We start from the raw sequence: 15,850 nt of genomic DNA on the forward strand, positions 1-15,850 counted from the left end.
ATGGCGTCCACAACTTCTACGGATCGCCGGTCAGTAGCTGTGCTCGGGGCCGGGGAAGACGCTGCGACGGACCTCGTCGGCGTACTGCTCGGCGGCCGAACGCAATTCGGAGCCCACGTCGGCGAAGCGCTTGACGAACTTCGCGGTCTTGCCGTGGGTGAGGCCGGCCATGTCCTGCCAGACCAGCACCTGGGCGTCGGTCTCGTTGCCGGCACCGATGCCGACGGTCGGGATCGTCAGCTTGCGGGTGATCTGACCGGCCAGCTCGGCGGGGACCATCTCCATGACGACCGAGAAGGCGCCGGCCTCCTGGACCGCGATGGCGTCGGCGATGAGCTGGTCGGCGCCGTCACCACGACCCTGGACGCGGAAGCCGCCGAGGCCGTTGACGCTCTGCGGGGTGAACCCGATGTGCGCCATGACCGGGATGCCGGCGGCGGTGAGGGCCGCGATCTGCGGGGCGACGCGCTCGCCGCCTTCGAGCTTGACCGCGTGTGCGCCGGTCTCCTTGAAGATCCGGAAGGCGTTCTCGAGGGCGTGCTGCGGCCCGATCTCGTAGCTGCCGAAGGGCATGTCGGCGACGACGAGAGCGTGCGGGGCACCGCGAACCACGGCGCGGATCAGCGGGATCATCTCGTCGACGTTCACCGGGATGGTGGTGTCGTAGCCGAGGACGACGTTGGCCGCCGAATCGCCGACGAGCAGCACGGGGATCTCGGCGGCATCGAAGATGCGCGCGGTCGAGTAGTCGTAGGCGGTGAGCATCGGCCACTTCTCGCCCTCGGACTTCATCTGGGCGAGGTGGTGGATGCGGGTCACACGACGCTTGGGGGCGTCGGTGGCAGCGGTGGAGGTGGATGCACCATAAACCGAGGATTCGGACATCGTTGTCTCTTTTCTGCCTCGAGTCCCGGCTGGCCCGAGGGGGCGCGGCGGGTACCCGGGTTGAACACGGACAAGCGCCATTGTGTCACCGCAGATATGCCGTGTGACCGGCCCTGGTTATGCAATTGGTCACACCGATCCGGGCGTGGAATCGGTCGGATCCGCAACGGGCGCCGGGCGGTGTTCGCATCCTGGCTGCTCCGGGCCTTCTCATCTCGACAATTTTGCGTCCCATATGATGGGACGGCCTTGGTAAACCCGCAGGACAGCGAGTTGGTGTCGCGCGTGTAACACGGATTTAACAGCCGACTTCTAATGTCGGCGACCATGGATCGCCAAAAGGAATTCGTGCTGCGGACCCTCGAAGAGCGCGACATCCGTTTCGTTCGACTGTGGTTCACCGACGTACTCGGTTATCTGAAGTCCGTGGCGATCGCGCCGGCCGAACTCGAGGGTGCCTTCTCCGAGGGCATCGGCTTCGACGGCTCGGCCATCGAGGGCTTCTCTCGTGTGTCGGAGGCGGACACCGTCGCCAAGCCCGACCCGTCGACCTTCCAGATCCTGCCGTGGACCACCTCGGCCGGCCGCCACCACTCAGCCCGCATGTTCTGCGACATCGCGATGCCCGACGGCACCCCGAGCTGGGCCGATTCGCGCCACGTGCTGCGTCGCCAGCTCAACAAGGCCGCCGACCTCGGCTTCAGCTGCTATGTGCACCCCGAGATCGAGTTCTTCCTCCTCAAGGACTCGCCGCTCGACGGTTCGGTGCCGACCCCGGCCGACACCGGCGGCTACTTCGACCAGGCCGTCCACGACGCCGCGCCCAACTTCCGTCGCCACGCCATCGAGGCCCTCGAGTCGATGGGCATCTCGGTCGAGTTCTCCCACCACGAGGGCGCACCGGGCCAGCAGGAGATCGACCTCCGCTACGCCGACGCACTGTCGATGGCCGACAACGTCATGACCTTCCGCTACCTCATCAAGGAGGTCGCGATCAACGAGGGCGTGTGGGCGACCTTCATGCCGAAGCCGTTCAGCGAGCATCCCGGTTCGGCGATGCACACCCACATGAGCCTGTTCGAGGGCGACATCAACGCCTTCCACAACCCCGACGACCCGATGCAGCTGTCGGCCACCGGCAAGAAGTTCATCGCCGGCATCCTGCACCACGCGTCGGAGATCAGCGCCGTCACCAACCAGTGGGTCAACAGCTACAAGCGCCTCATCCACGGTGGCGAGGCCCCGACCGCCGCGACCTGGGGTGGCGCCAACCGGTCCGCGCTCATCCGGCTGCCGCTGTACACGCCCAACAAGGCGTCGTCGCGTCGCATCGAGGTGCGCAGCCCGGACTCGGCCTGCAACCCGTACCTGACCTTCGCGGTCCTGCTGGCCGCCGGCCTGAAGGGCATCGAGGAGGGCTACGAGCTCCCCGACGAGGCCGAGGACGATGTCTGGGCCCTCACCACGGCCGAGCGTCGGGCGATGGGGTACCAGGAACTGCCCGGCAGCCTGGCGGACGCGCTCACCAAGATGGAGAACTCGGAGCTGGTCGCGGAAGCCCTCGGCGAGCACGTCTTCGACTACTTCCTGCGCAACAAGTGGAGCGAGTGGACGGGGTACCGCAGCATGGTCACCCCCTACGAGCTGAAGAACTACCTGCCGCTGTAAGGGGTTGGGTCCGGTTGTTCGGGACCGCGATGTCGTGTCCGGTGGTCGGGCCGCTATTTTTGTGATGTGACACGACGACCGGGACGCAGCGCGGTACCCAGTGCAGGACGGTTGGGTCTGCTCGACACCTCCGCGCCGCAGAATCTCGCCGAACTCGGCTGGAACACGCCCGAGTCCGTCGACGTGCTGTGGGCGCTGTCGCGGGCACCCGACGCCGACCTCGCTCTCCGCACACTCGTCCGCCTGCGCGGAGCCGTCGAGGACGAGTGGTCCGAGATCGACGCGACGCTGCGCACGAACAAGTCGTTCCGCGGGCGTCTGTTCGGTGTCATCGGCTCGTCCGACGCCCTGGCCGACCATCTCGTCGCCGAGCCGTCGACGTGGCGTCTGCTGCTCGCCGACGAGCTGCCCGACCGCGACGAGGTCGACCGCCGGATGCTCGAATCCGTCGGCGCCGAAGCCGTGCCGGGCGAGGTCGAGAAGGGCAACCGTGTCTACCGCGCCAAGCTCACCGGACCGAAGTCTGTCGTCGCGCTCCGTCTGGCGTACCGCAACCTGATCCTGCAGCTGGCCGCGCACGACGTCGCCTCCACGGTCGAGGACGAACCGGTGATGTGGCTCCCCGAGGTCGGCGCCTACCTGTCCGACCTCGCCGACGCCGCGCTGACCGCGGCGCTCGCCGTCGCCTTCACCGAGGTGTGCGGCGACGATCCGATCCCGGTCCGTATCGCCGTCATCGCAATGGGCAAATGCGGTGCGCGCGAACTGAACTACGTGAGCGACGTGGACGTCATCTTCGTCAGCGATCCGGCCGACGGTGTCGCCTCCCGGATCGCCGGTGAGATGATGCGGATCGGTTCGCTGGCCTTCTTCGAGGTCGACGCCGCGCTGCGCCCGGAGGGCAAGTCGGGCGCACTGACCCGCACATTGGATTCCCATGTGGCGTACTACGAGCGGTGGGCCAAGACCTGGGAGTTCCAGGCGCTGCTGAAGTCCCGTGCGATGACCGGCGACATGGAACTGGCGAACGAGTACATCGCGGCGGTCAAGCCGATGGTGTGGAAGGCCGCCGAGCGTCCCGACTTCGTGCCCGAGGTGCAGAAAATGCGGCGCCGCGTCGAATCGCTGGTCCCGGAGGGGGAGCGCGACCGCAATCTCAAACTGGGACAGGGAAGTCTGCGCGACGTCGAGTTCGCGGTCCAGCTGCTGCAGATGGTCCACGGCCGCGTCGACGAGGAACTCCGGGTGATGCCGACGGTCGGTGCCCTGGCGGCGCTGACCGCGGGTGGTTACGTCGGACGCGACGACGGCGCGAATCTCAGTGCGTCGTATCAGTTCCTGCGACTGCTCGAACATCGGCTGCAGCTGCAGAGGATGAAGCGGACGCACCTGCTGCCGAAGCCCGACGACACCGAGGGGCTGCGCTGGCTGGCGCGGGCGGCCCACATCCGTCGTGAGGGTGAGCTCGACGCGACCGGAGTGCTGCGCGAACAGATCCGGCATCAGACCCTCCGTGTCCGGCGGCTGCACCAGAAGCTGTTCTACCGTCCGCTGCTCGAGGCGGTCACCCGTTTCAAGCCCGACGAGCTGACGCTGAGTGACGAGTCGGCCGAGAGGCGCCTGGCCGCACTGGGTTACGCCATGCCCGACCGCGCGCTCAGTCACATCCGGGCGTTGTCGAACGCCCCCGGGCGCCGCGGTCAGATCCAGCTGCTGATCCTCCCGCAGTTGCTCGAACACATCGGTGACACACCGGATCCTGACGCCGGTCTGCTCAACTACCGCCGGTTGTGCGAGGCACTCGAGGACAAGGACTGGTTCCTGCGACTGCTCCGCGACGACGGGGTGGTCGCCGAGCGCCTGATGAAGGTGCTCGGCACCTCGGAGTTCATCGCGAACATGCTCATGCGTTCGCCCGAGGTGATCCACCAGTACTCCGACGGTCCCGACGGGCCGAAACTGTGCGCCATCCGGCCCGAGGACGTGGCCAAGGGCCTCATCGCCTCGACCGTGCGTCAGGAGGACATGAAACGGGCTGTCGCCGTGGCTCGTTCGCACCGTCGTGCGGAACTCGTCCGCGTCGCGTCGGCCGACGTGCTCGGTCTCATGGACGTTCCGACCGTGTGCAAGGCGCTGTCGAGCGTGTGGGCCGCGGTCCTCAACGCCGCACTGACGGTGGCGATCAACATCTCCGAACGGGATCGCGGGAAGCCTGCTCCTGCACGCATTGCCGTGATCGGCATGGGCCGGCTCGGTGGTGGGGAGCTCGGGTACGGGTCTGACGCCGACGTGCTGTTCGTGTGCCAGCCCGACCGTGAGGCCGACGAATCCGAGGCCGTCCGGTGGTCGCAGACCATCGCCGAGACCGTCCGTTCGGCGCTCGGCAGCCCGAGCGCCGATCCGCCGCTCGAGGTCGACACCGGACTGCGTCCGGAGGGGCGCAACGGCCCGGTTGTGCGCACCCTGGCCGCCTATTCCGCGTACTACGCCCAGTGGGCGCAGGCGTGGGAGGTGCAGGCGCTGCTGCGTGCGCACCAGGTCGCCGGCGACGAGGCTCTCGGTATCGACTTCCTGCACATGATCGACCACGTGCGCTACCCGGTCGGCGGGGTCAGCAACGAGGCGGTCAAGGAGATCCGGCGCATCAAGGCCCGCGTCGATGCCGAGCGGCTGCCGCGTGGGGCCGATCCGGCCACACACACGAAGCTGGGCCGCGGCGGACTCGCCGATATCGAGTGGACGGTGCAGCTGCTGCAGCTGCGCTACGCCCACCGCTACCGCAGTCTCCACAACACCTCGACGCTGGAATCACTCGATGCGATCGGTGCGGCCGAGTTGTTGTCGGAGAACGACGTCGCGCTGCTCAAGAACGCCTGGATCACCGCGACCAAGGCGCGCAACGCGCTGGTCCTGGTGCGCGGAAAGCCGGTCGACCAGCTGCCGGGCCCGGGCAAGCAGTTGCGACAGATCGCCTATGCGGCAGGCTGGCCGGAGGACCAGGCCGCGGACTTCCTGGAGAACTACCTGCGGGTGACGCGCCGGGCAAAGGCCGTGGTGCTCAAGGTCTTCGGCGCATAGTAGCGCTGCTGCCGTACGGGGGGACAAGTGAAGAGAATTCTGTGGGTGTCGGCGTACATCCTCGGCTGGGCGATGCTGGCCGGGGTGGTGCTGGCGGTGTGGCTGCACTTCTATCCCTCGCGGGGGAACGTCGCGCTGTATCTGACGAGCGGGGTGGCCTTCGCGCTCATCCCGGCCCTTGTCGCCATCGCGATCTTCGCCGCGTTGCGCCGCTGGTTCATGCTGGCGATCGCGCTCGTCGCATCCGGTGTGCTGGCGTACACCCAGGTCCCGCTGGTGATCCCGGCAAGCACCCCGCAGGGCGAGGAGTTCACCGTCGTGTCCGCCAATCTGCTTTTCGGCGGCGGTGACATCGGAGCGCTGGAGGAGATCGTGGCGGAGGCGGATCCCGACATGCTCTCCCTGCAGGAGGTGACTCCCGAAGCGCTGCAACGTATTCGCGGCAGCGAGATCGCACGTCTCCTGCCGAACGAGTTCGCCATCCCGTATTCGTACGCGGCGGGGACTGCGTTGTTCACCAAGGCGACCCTGTCGGATCGGTTCAACATCCCCGACACCGTCCTGCACAACCTGCAGGCGCGCACCGACCTGCCCGGTGCACCCGGTACGCACGTGCTGGCCATTCACCCGGCCGCGCCGCTGTGGGGAGAGAAGGACGGCTGGTTCCACGACATGGGCATCCTGGCCGACCACTTCGCGAAACTGCCCGCGGGCAGGGTGATCGCGATCGGCGACTTCAACTCCACCTGGAATCACGCGACCTACCGCAAGCTGCTGACCAACGGGCTCGTCGACGGTACAGACGTGGCGGGCGCGGGTTTCCTGCCGACGTATCCGACGGACACGAGGATCGGCAACCGTCCGCTCGTCGCCATCGATCGGGTCATCCTGCGCGGATTCGTGGCCACCTCGATGGACAGCCACCACCTGCCAGGTTCCGATCACCGGGCGCTGGTGGTATCACTGATTGCATCATGAGCGCCAGCATCTCCGGTCCCGACGCCACGGGCCCCAGTATTTCCCAACGCCTCCGCGAGGCGACCGCAGCCGCGCATCAGCGCGCCGAGACGGCTCCCTTCATCGATGACCTGATGTCGGGCCGTCTCGACAGCGGCGAGTACCAGAGACTGGCTGTACAGCTGTACTTCATCTACGAGGCCCTCGAAGCCGTCGGCGACGACCTGGCCGACGATCCGATTGCCGGAGCCGTGATCGACGACAAGCTGCGTCGACTCCCGAGGCTCGGTGCCGATCTGGCGTCGTTCGGCGTCGACCCGAGTGCGTTCGCGCCGCTGCCGGCCGTCGCGCGGTACGTCGAGGCCATCGAGGCCACACGAGATGACCCGGCTCGCTATGTGGCACACCACTACACGCGATACCTGGGCGACCTGAGCGGGGGACAGGTCGTGGCCCATCGCATGCGTGAGCACTACGGCGTCGACTCTTCGGCGCTGAGTTTCTACACCTTCGACGAGATCGAGAAGCTCAAACGCTACAAGGATTCCTATCGCGCACGGCTCGACGCCCTGCCGCTCGACGCCGCTGCGGTGGAACGGCTCGTCGACGAAGCGATCGCCGCATTCGGCCACAACCAAGCGGTCTTCGGCGATCTCGATTCGGCCAGCGCCGCCTGAGAGCGGCAATACCTGTAGGGGTTCAGTTCACCTGGAGCTTGACGGTGCGGTCCAGCACGACCTCGTGGAGGCCGTCGTTGCCCTTGACCAGTTCGATGCGCAACTGATTGTTGTCGAGTCGGCTGGTGGTGCGAACCACGCGCGGGGTGCCCTCGAGGCTGATGCGGTCACCGGGGACAAGGTCTTCGACATACACATCTCTGGTCATGCGACCAAACTAAGGCCGTACATTGTGGTTTGGCAGAGTAAGAAGTCACATTTGTGCGGTAGATCACATCACCGTCTGTTCAGGTCCTCGCAATGAGACGTTCGACTCCGTCGAGTATCACCGTCAGCCCGAAATCCAGTTCCGCAGAAAAGAAGTCGTCGGAGTTCTGCATCGAGGGGTCGGCGAACGCCGCGGCGAGATGCGGAAGTACCTCGGAGTGGGCGTACTCGGTCACCAGTCGCTCGTAGGAGTTCTCGACGGCCCCGGTGGGGGTCGGAGAGCCGAGCATGCCCATCTGGCTCGCCTGGCGCACGTGGTGGCGGACGAAGCCGTCGACGACGAGCAGCGCGCTGAGCTTCTGCTGCCCGGTCAGTCCGGTGTCCTCGAAGGCGCGCACGCCGGCGTCGGACCATGACAGGACATTGGGTCCGACCGGCGGTCGTCGTAGGGGGATGGTCGCCAGCCACGGTCGGCGGCGCGTGACGTCGGCGGCCGTCAGTGCCCACCCGGTGAGTCGCTCCCGCCATGTGCCGGTGGCCGCCACGTCGGCGTCGAAGGGGCCGAAGCCGGTGTCGATCATGACCTCCAGCAGGTCGTCCTTGCTGTCGACGTATCGGTACAGCGACATCGTCGTCAGACCCAGGCCGTTCGCGACCGCCTTCATCGACACCGCGTCGACGCCGTGTTCGTCGGCGATCTCGGCGGCCATCTCGCCGATGTCCCGGATGGTCAGGGTGGGGCGGGGGCCGCGTCGGGGCGCCGGGTCGTCGCGGCCCCACAGCAGGTCGAGATAGCGGGGGAACGGGCGTGCCGGTTCGGTCCCAGGGGTGAGGTCGCGGGGGTCGGGCATGGGCTCATCGTACTTTCTGCTTGTGGCATACACAGTTAGGACCTACGATCTGCGTATTCCATAAACAGTCTATGAGGCACACAGAAAGCTGACGCTCATGCCGACTCGATCCCCATGGTTCGCCCTGATCGCACTCTGTCTACCGATGCTCATCGTCTCGATGGACGTCTCCGTCCTGTTCTTCGCGGTGCCCTACATCGCCGCCGACCTCGGGCCCACGCCCGAACAGCAACTGTGGATCTTCGACGTCTACGGATTCGTGCTGGCAGGTCTGTTGCTCACGATGGGGTCGGTCGCCGACCGCGTCGGGCACCGGCGTCTGCTGATGATCGGCGCGACCGGCTTCGGTGTGGCGTCGCTGGTGGCGGCATTCGCGACGTCGGCGGGGTTGCTGATCGGTGCCCGGGCGCTGCTTGCAGTGGCGGGCGCGACCCTCATGCCGTCGACCCTCGCGATGATCCGCCACGTCTTCGACGACGCCGGGCAGCGTGCCAAGGCCATCGCGGCCTGGAATGCGGTACTCGCCGGTGGTGTCGCCGTCGGGCCGGTCATCAGCGGGCTGCTGCTCGAGCACTTCTGGTGGGGGTCGGTGTTCCTCATCAACGTGCCGATCATGGCCGCCCTGCTCGTCGCCGCACCGTTGCTGTTGCCCGGCGACACCGCCACCCCGTCGCGGCGAATCGACGTCCTCAGTGCGGCACTGGCACTGGCGGCCGTGTTGCCGGCGGTCGCGGCGATCAAGAACCTCGCCGCCGACGGCGTCACCCCGGGTCGTCTCGCGGTCCTCGGTGCCGGCGTGCTCGCGGGGGTGCTCTTCGTTCTCCGTCAGCGGCGGATCGACGAACCGATGGTCGACGTCGGGCTGCTCGCCGAGCGCCGGTTCGGCGGCTCGATGTGGTTGAACCTCATCTGTCTGTTCGCCCTCCTGGGCAACGCCATCCTGATGACGCAGTATCTGCAGTCGGTACTGGGGTACTCGCCGTTGCGCGCGGCCCTGTGGAGTCTGCTGCCGTCGGTCGCCGTGGCCGCGGTCGCACCGGCGGCGGCCGTGATCGCGCAACGGGTCGGGCGGCAGACGGTGATCGTCGCCGGTCTCGTGACGGGTGCGGCCGGGTTCGGCGTCCTCGCATCCTGCACGGGGACCGACTCGATCCTCCCGATCATGGTCGGGGCGTCGGTGCTGGCCGCGGGGATCGTCGCCACGACGTCGATGATCGCCGACTACGTCGTCGGTGTCGCCCCGGCCGAGCGGGCGGGTGCGACCTCGGGGTTGCTGGAGACCTCGAGCGAGTTCGGTGGCGCGCTCGGCATAGCGATCCTGGGCAGCGTCGTCAACGCGGTGTTCCGGACCTCGTTCCCCTCCGAGCTGGCCGAGGGGGAGGCTTCGCGAAGTCTTGCAGGTGCGGTCGCGGCGGTGCGGCACCTCCCCGGCGAGCAGGGTGCCGCGGTGCTCGACGCCGCCCGGCACGCCTTCGTCGACGGACTCGTCCTCGCGGCATGGACAGGTGCCGGTGTCCTCGTCGTCTCGGCTGCGCTGGCGGTGTGGATGCTCCGCGGCGAGGAGCATGCCGAAGCCCTCACAGACGACGAACGCCCCGTCCGCGAGAACGCGGACGGGGCGTCGTAGTCGAGTGCTGGGATCAGCAGTCGTAGTAGAGCGAGAACTCGTACGGGTGCGGACGGATCTGCACCGGCTCGATCTCGTTCTCACGCTTCAGCGCGATCCAGGTCTCGATGAGGTCCTCGGTGAACACGCCACCGGCGGTGAGGTATTCGTGATCCTCTTCGAGGCGGTCGATGACAGCGGCGAGCGAGGTCGGCGCCTGCGGGATCGACTTGGCCTCCTCCGGCGGGAGCTCGTAGAGGTCCTTGTCGACCGGCTCGTGCGGCTCGATCTTGTTCTTGATGCCGTCCAGGCCGGCCATCATCATGGCCGCGAACGCCAGGTACGGGTTGCCCGAGCTGTCCGGGCAACGGAACTCGAGGCGCTTGGCCTTCGGGTTGTTGCCGGTGATCGGGATACGCACGCAGGCCGAACGGTTGCGCTGGCTGTAGACCAGGTTGATCGGGGCCTCGTAACCCGGGACCAGACGCTTGTAGGAGTTGACCGTCGGGTTGGTGAACGCCAGCAGCGACGGGGCGTGGTGCAGGATGCCGCCGATGTAGTAGCGAGCCAGATCCGACAGGCCTGCGTAGCCGGCCTCGTCGTGGAACAGCGGCTTGCCGTCCTTCCACAGCGACTGATGGGCGTGCATGCCCGAGCCGTTGTCACCGAAGAGCGGCTTCGGCATGAAGGTGACCGACTTGCCGTTCTGCCACGCGGTGTTCTTGATGATGTACTTGAACAGCTGCACGTCATCGGCCGCGTGGAGCAGCGTGTTGAACTTGTAGTTGATCTCCGCCTGGCCCGCGGTGCCGACCTCGTGGTGGCCGCGCTCGAGCTCGAAGCCCGAGTTCTGCAGGTTGGTCGACATCTCGTCGCGCAGGTCGACGTAGTGGTCGTACGGAGCAACCGGGAAGTAACCACCCTTGGGGCGGACCTTGTAGCCCAGGTTGGGGCTGCCGTCGGGATCGCTCGGCGAGGCGGTGTTCCACCAGCCCGACTCCGACTCGATCTCGTAGAAGGTGCCGTTCATCTCCGAGCCGAAGGACACCGAGTCGAAGATGTAGAACTCGGCCTCTGCGCCGAAGAAGCAGGTGTCGGCGATGCCGGTCGAGGCCAGGTAGTCCTCGGCCTTGCGCGCAACGTTACGCGGGTCGCGGCTGTAGGCCTCGCGGGTGAACGGGTCGTGGACGAAGAAGCTGATGTTCATCGTCTTCGCCTTGCGGAAAGGATCGATCCGCGCGGTGGCCGGGTCGGGCAGCAGCATCATGTCCGACTCGTTGATCGACTGGAAGCCGCGCACCGACGAACCGTCGAATGCCAGACCGTCCTCGAACACGCTCTCGTCGAACGCCGAAGCGGGGATCGAGAAGTGCTGCATGACACCGGGCAGGTCGCAGAATCGGATGTCGACGTACTCGACACCTTCCTTCTTGATGCCCTCGAGTAGTTCTTCTTTACTGCTGTACACCGTGCGGTGACTCCTTCGTGATCGGGTGGTCAGTGGTACTGACACGCCACACACATCCGCCACCGAGAAACAGCAGCGGATCTCAGCGGCAACCGTATGGAGGCGAAGTTGCCCAGGCGTCAAGTCCGTGTTTCCCCCGTGTTACACACCCGGTGTTCTTGGCGACACACGGCTCATACCTCGGTGAACGCACTCGGCAGTTCCCACCCTAGCCCGCTGCGGAGACCGGGGAGGGAGGTAGGGGTAACGGCCCCGACTACGATGGACACCAAGGAATGCCGTGGTCGTCGACGACGCGCCGCGGCCGCGAGAGGAGTCATCACGATGGGACGAGTAACCGGTTCCTGGCTGTCGGGACCGCAGATCGGTCCCGGCGACGGCGTCGACAACGATTTTCGCGGTCAGGACCTCGGCCTGCCCGCATCCGGACCCGGTTCGCTGGCCACCGGTTGGCCGCGCGTGGCCGGACTCCTCGTCGACTGGCTGATCGCCGGCGGTCTCGCCATCCTGTTCGTCGGATTCGAGTCCTCGGTCCTGGGCACCACCCAGCTCGGCATCTGGTTCGTGATGGGGATCTTCGCGGTCTCGCTGTTCGGTTTCACCCCCGGCCAGTTCGCGGTCGGCATGCGGGTTGCCCGTGTCGACTACGGCCCGGAGCGCAACGCTGCCGAGGCCGCCGGCACGGAGAGCCCGGCGTCGGTCGGCATCGTGCGGGCCTTCTTCCGCCAGCTGCTGATGGTGTTCCTCGTTCCGGCCCTGATCAACGACTACAACGGTCGCGCCCTGCACGACCGCGCGACCGGGACGGCGATTCTGCGGACCCGTTGAGCCGAATCCGGGAACACAACGAGAAAACCCACGACCCGAGCGGGTCGTGGGGTTTCTTCGTAGGTGGAGTGTTTCGCGTCAGCCGCGACGACGCGCGGTGCGCTGCATGCTCTTCATCTTCGCGTTGCCGGGCAGCGGGCCCTTCGGCATGCCGGGACCGGGAGCCTTGCTGCTGAGTGCGGCGAGACGGCCCTCGAGGGTCTCCATGCGCTTGCGGTCGATGTTGTTGGGCAGCTTGTTGATGTGCCGCTCGAGCTTGGACAGCGGGACCTGGCCGTCGTCGTTGCCGACCATGATCTCGTAGATCGGGGTGTCGCCGACGACGCGGGCGGCCTTCTTCTTCTCCTGGTTCAGCAGGGACTTCACGCGGGTGGGGGAGCCCTCACCGACGAGGATCACGCCCGGCTTGCCGATCACGCGGTGCACGGCGTCGAGGTGCGAGGTACCCGAGACGGCCTGGGCGACGCGCCACTGGCCGCGCATGTTGCCCAGCGCCCAACCGGCGGCACCGGGCTGTCCCTCGGCCTTGGTGTAGACGTTCTTCTGCACACGACGGCCGAACAGGATGAACGCGCCGAGCACACCCAGCACGACGCCGAGCGGGATCAGCAGCCACGGCGAACCCAGCAGGAAGCCGAGCCCGGTGAACACGGCGACGGACAGGACGATCACACCCACCATGTAGGGGATGAGTCGCTTGTCTTCCTTGCGCTGCATCTGGAACGCCTGCCACAACTGCTGGCGCCGTTCCTTCGATGCAGCCTTGCGGGCCTGCTTCTTAGCGGCCTTTGCTTCCTTGCTCACGGACTGCGCCTTTGCCATACGGCCAGTTTACGTCCGGTCGTCTGGTGACTTGCCGCATGGTCGGCGCGCGGGGAATGGGTGCGGTCAGCGCGCGAGGCGGGCCATCAGGCTGGACGCCTCCTGGCTGGCCGAACCCTCGGCCGCGAGGTGCGCCAGGGCGGGCGAGATCTCCCGGCCGTGATGTGCCATGGCCTGCGCGTACAGGCGCCCCGCGCGGTAGGACGAGCGCACCAGCGGCCCGGCCATGACACCGGCGAAGCCGACTTCCTGAGCGAACTCCGAGTGGTCGACGAACTCCTCCGGCTTGACCCACCGCTCGACGGGGTGGTGCCGCGGCGAGGGACGCAGGTACTGTGTGATCGTCAGGATGTCGCAACCGGCCTCGTGGAGGTCGATGATCGCCGACTGCACCTCTTCGGGGGTCTCGCCCATGCCGAGGATCAGGTTCGACTTGGTCACCAGGCCGAAATCGCGAGCGGCGGTGATGACCTCGAGGGAGCGCTCGTACCGGAACGCCGGACGGATGCGCTTGAAGATGCGGGGCACCGTCTCGAGGTTGTGGGCCAACACCTCGGGCCGGGCCTCGAAGACCTCGGCCAGCAGATCCGGCTTGGCGTGGAAGTCCGGGATCAGGTTCTCGACGCCGGTGCCGGGGTTGAGCCGGTGGATGGCGCGGACGGTCTCGGCGTAGAGCCACGCACCCTCGTCGGGCAGATCATCGCGGGCGACGCCGGTGATCGTCGAGTAGCGCAGACCCATGGCCTGGACGCTCTCGGCGACGCGGCGCGGCTCGTCGCGGTCGAGTTCGGCGGGCTTGCCGGTGTCGATCTGGCAGAAGTCGCAGCGTCGGGTGCACTGCTCGCCGCCGATGAGGAAGGTGGCCTCGCGGTCTTCCCAGCATTCGTAGATGTTGGGACAGCCGGCCTCTTCGCAGACGGTGTGCAGGCCCTCGCGCTTGACGAGTCCCTTGAGTTCGGTGAACTCCGGGCCCATCGTCGCGCGGGTCTTGATCCAGCTGGGCTTGCGCTCGATCGGGGTCTGCGCGTTGCGCACCTCGAGGCGCAGCAGCTTGCGGCCCTCGGGAGCGGGCGAGGCGGGAGCGCTGGTCTGAGGTGCGGGGGTCCTCGGTGCGGGTGCCGAGGCCGGGGGTGTGGCGTCGGGGGCACCGGGTCCGGGGGTGAGGGGGGACGCGGTCACCGGACCGATCCTACGCTCGCTGTCGCGGGCCCCTCGGACGCCGTCGGAGCGGCCTCCCGCGGGGTGTCCAGGGCGTCGAGCACGGCGGCCGCGACGGTGTCGAGAAGAGAGGCGACCGAGATCGGTTGTGCCAGTTCACGCGACAGCGAGGTGACGCCGGCGTCGGCGATCCCGCACGGCACGATGGCCTCGAAGGCCGACATGTCCGGGTCGATGTTGAGCGCGAACCCGTGCAGCGCGACACCGCGAGCAACACGGATCCCGATCTGGCCGAGCTTGCGTTCACCCGCGTCGTCGTCGATCCACACGCCCGAGCGTCCTTCGACGCGGCCGGTGGTGACGCCGAGACCGGCGCACACGGAGATGAGGGCGCTCTCGAGGCGTCGGACGTATTCGACGACGTCGAGCGGCTCGGCGAGCTTCACGATCGGATAGCCGACGAGCTGTCCCGGTCCGTGCCAGGTGATGCGGCCACCGCGGTCGACGTCGATGACCGGTGCGCCGTTGGTGGGGCGGTCGGCGTCCTCGGTGCGTTTGCCCGCGGTGTAGGTCGACGGGTGTTCGAGCAGGAGGAGCACGTCGTGGTCGAGCGTGCCATCGGCACGCTCGGCGGCGAGCCGGTGCTGCATCTCGTAGGCATCGCGGTAGTCGACGGTGCCCAGGTGCCGGACCTCGACAGGTGCCGAGTCGGAGCGGACGGAACGGTGGGTCATGTTGCCGGCTTCGTCGCGTAGGCCAGCGCCTCGCGGATCTCGGGGTGGTTGAACGTGAATCCGTGGTCGGTGAGCACGTGGGGTTCAACGCGTTGACTGAACAGAATCATTTCCTCGGCCATCTCGCCGCCGACGCGGCGCGCCACGAACTCCGGCACCTGCATCACGGCGGGCCGGTGCACGGCCTTGCCGAGCGCCTTGCAGAACTCGCCGAAGGGCAGCGATCCGGGGGCGCTCAGGTTGACCGGGCCGGCGATGTCGGGGGAGTCGAGGAGGAACTCGATCGCCCGCACCTCGTCGATGAGGCTGATCCAGGAGAAGTACTGCTTGCCGTTGCCGATCGGGCCGCCGAGCCCGAGCTTGAACAGCGGACGGAGCTTTCCGAGCAGACCGCCCTGTGAGCTGAGGACCGGCGCGGTCCGGAGCAGGACGACGCGGGTGTCGGGGCCGGCGTTGGTGGTCGCGGCCCTCTCCCAGTCGACTACCAGCTCGGCGAGGAAACCCTCACCGGGACCGTCGGTTTCGACCGCGGCCCGGGTTCCGGTGTCGCCGTAGTAGCCGGTCGCGCTGGCGCTGATGAAGGTCGGGATGCCGAGGTCGCGTACGGCCTCGGCGAGCACCTCGGTCGGCGTGATGCGGGAGTCGCGCAATTCCTGCTTGAACCGGCCGGTCCACCGGCCGTTGCCGACACCGACCCCGCCGAGCGAGACCACCGCGTCGACGCCGTCGAGGCTCTCCGGCGGCATCCCGATGGTCTCGGGATCCCAACTGAACTCGTCGTCGGCGAGTGCCTCGCGGCGGACCAGACGGATGACCGTGTGGCCCGCCGCGCGCAGCGAGTTGACCAGGGCGTTCCCGATGAGGCCCTGTGAACCTGCGACGGCTATGCGCATCGCTTGCCTCGGCGTCGT

General features: G+C 67.4%; 14 protein-coding genes. 6 read left to right on the forward strand and 8 right to left on the reverse strand.

Annotated elements, in window-relative coordinates; translation table 11 throughout:
- Positions 1-30: 30 nt before the first annotated feature.
- Positions 31-885, reverse strand: coding sequence for a 3-methyl-2-oxobutanoate hydroxymethyltransferase (gene panB / locus M1L58_RS21805; RefSeq protein WP_248660448.1), 855 nt, complete (start codon positions 883-885; stop codon positions 31-33).
- 327 nt (positions 886-1,212) lie between these two features.
- On the opposite strand from panB, the gene glnA (M1L58_RS21810) reads away from it, so the two are divergent.
- The 4 genes from glnA (M1L58_RS21810) (at position 1,213) to M1L58_RS21825 (ending at position 7,265) form a co-directional block, all read left to right on the forward strand.
- The gene (glnA, locus tag M1L58_RS21810; protein WP_040536757.1) at positions 1,213-2,553 is read left to right on the forward strand and encodes a type I glutamate--ammonia ligase; all 1,341 of its coding nucleotides are present in this window, start codon (positions 1,213-1,215) and stop codon (positions 2,551-2,553) included.
- A 66-nt stretch (positions 2,554-2,619) separates the two neighbouring features.
- Entirely contained in the window at positions 2,620-5,631 is a 3,012-nt protein-coding gene (locus tag M1L58_RS21815; protein ID WP_248660449.1) for a bifunctional [glutamine synthetase] adenylyltransferase/[glutamine synthetase]-adenylyl-L-tyrosine phosphorylase, read from the forward strand.
- A 27-nt stretch (positions 5,632-5,658) separates the two neighbouring features.
- A complete protein-coding gene (locus M1L58_RS21820) occupies positions 5,659-6,609 on the forward strand; it encodes an endonuclease/exonuclease/phosphatase family protein (RefSeq protein ID WP_248660450.1) in 951 nt (316 codons plus the stop codon).
- Positions 6,606-7,265 carry a biliverdin-producing heme oxygenase gene (locus M1L58_RS21825; RefSeq protein ID WP_248660451.1) on the forward strand — a complete coding sequence of 220 codons (660 nt, stop codon included), beginning with the start codon at positions 6,606-6,608 and terminating at the stop codon, positions 7,263-7,265. Before M1L58_RS21820 ends, M1L58_RS21825 begins: the two co-directional genes overlap by 4 nt.
- 22 nt (positions 7,266-7,287) lie before the next feature.
- Here the strand turns inward: M1L58_RS21825 and M1L58_RS21830 are convergent, their stop codons facing one another.
- Together M1L58_RS21830 and M1L58_RS21835 are read right to left on the reverse strand one after the other, a co-directional pair.
- A complete protein-coding gene (locus M1L58_RS21830; RefSeq protein ID WP_006867855.1) occupies positions 7,288-7,473 on the reverse strand; it encodes a hypothetical protein in 186 nt (61 codons plus the stop codon).
- Positions 7,474-7,552: 79 nt separating this feature from the next.
- A complete protein-coding gene (locus M1L58_RS21835; RefSeq protein WP_248660452.1) occupies positions 7,553-8,323 on the reverse strand; it encodes a TetR/AcrR family transcriptional regulator in 771 nt (256 codons plus the stop codon).
- Between the two features lie 97 nt (positions 8,324-8,420).
- On the opposite strand from M1L58_RS21835, the gene M1L58_RS21840 reads away from it, so the two are divergent.
- Positions 8,421-9,950, forward strand: a complete 1,530-nt coding sequence (locus tag M1L58_RS21840; RefSeq protein ID WP_248660453.1) for an MFS transporter — start codon at positions 8,421-8,423, stop codon at positions 9,948-9,950.
- Positions 9,951-9,963: 13 nt separating this feature from the next.
- Here the strand turns inward: M1L58_RS21840 and glnA (M1L58_RS21845) are convergent, their stop codons facing one another.
- Complete coding sequence (gene glnA, locus M1L58_RS21845) at positions 9,964-11,397, reverse strand: type I glutamate--ammonia ligase (protein WP_006867852.1); 1,434 nt, start codon at positions 11,395-11,397, stop codon at positions 9,964-9,966.
- A 324-nt stretch (positions 11,398-11,721) separates the two neighbouring features.
- Between glnA (M1L58_RS21845) and M1L58_RS21850 the strand changes: the two genes are divergently transcribed.
- Entirely contained in the window at positions 11,722-12,225 is a 504-nt protein-coding gene (locus M1L58_RS21850) for a transporter (protein ID WP_006867851.1), read from the forward strand.
- Positions 12,226-12,303: 78 nt separating this feature from the next.
- Here the strand turns inward: M1L58_RS21850 and M1L58_RS21855 are convergent, their stop codons facing one another.
- The 4 genes from M1L58_RS21855 to M1L58_RS21870 form a co-directional block, all read right to left on the reverse strand.
- Complete coding sequence (locus M1L58_RS21855; RefSeq protein ID WP_248660454.1) at positions 12,304-13,047, reverse strand: DUF4191 domain-containing protein; 744 nt, start codon at positions 13,045-13,047, stop codon at positions 12,304-12,306.
- Positions 13,048-13,113: 66 nt separating this feature from the next.
- Positions 13,114-14,226: a lipoyl synthase gene (lipA, locus tag M1L58_RS21860; RefSeq protein ID WP_248660455.1), complete on the reverse strand. Its 1,113-nt coding sequence runs from the start codon at positions 14,224-14,226 to the stop codon at positions 13,114-13,116.
- Positions 14,223-14,939, reverse strand: coding sequence for a lipoyl(octanoyl) transferase LipB (gene lipB / locus M1L58_RS21865; protein WP_006867848.1), 717 nt, complete (start codon positions 14,937-14,939; stop codon positions 14,223-14,225). The genes lipA and lipB overlap by 4 nt, the downstream gene beginning before the upstream one ends.
- Positions 14,936-15,832: a TIGR01777 family oxidoreductase gene (locus M1L58_RS21870; protein WP_006867847.1), complete on the reverse strand. Its 897-nt coding sequence runs from the start codon at positions 15,830-15,832 to the stop codon at positions 14,936-14,938. Before M1L58_RS21870 ends, lipB begins: the two co-directional genes overlap by 4 nt.
- Positions 15,833-15,850: the final 18 nt, after the last annotated feature.

The organism is Gordonia sp. C13, assembly GCF_023218005.1.
Lineage (GTDB): Bacteria > Actinomycetota > Actinomycetes > Mycobacteriales > Mycobacteriaceae > Gordonia > Gordonia namibiensis.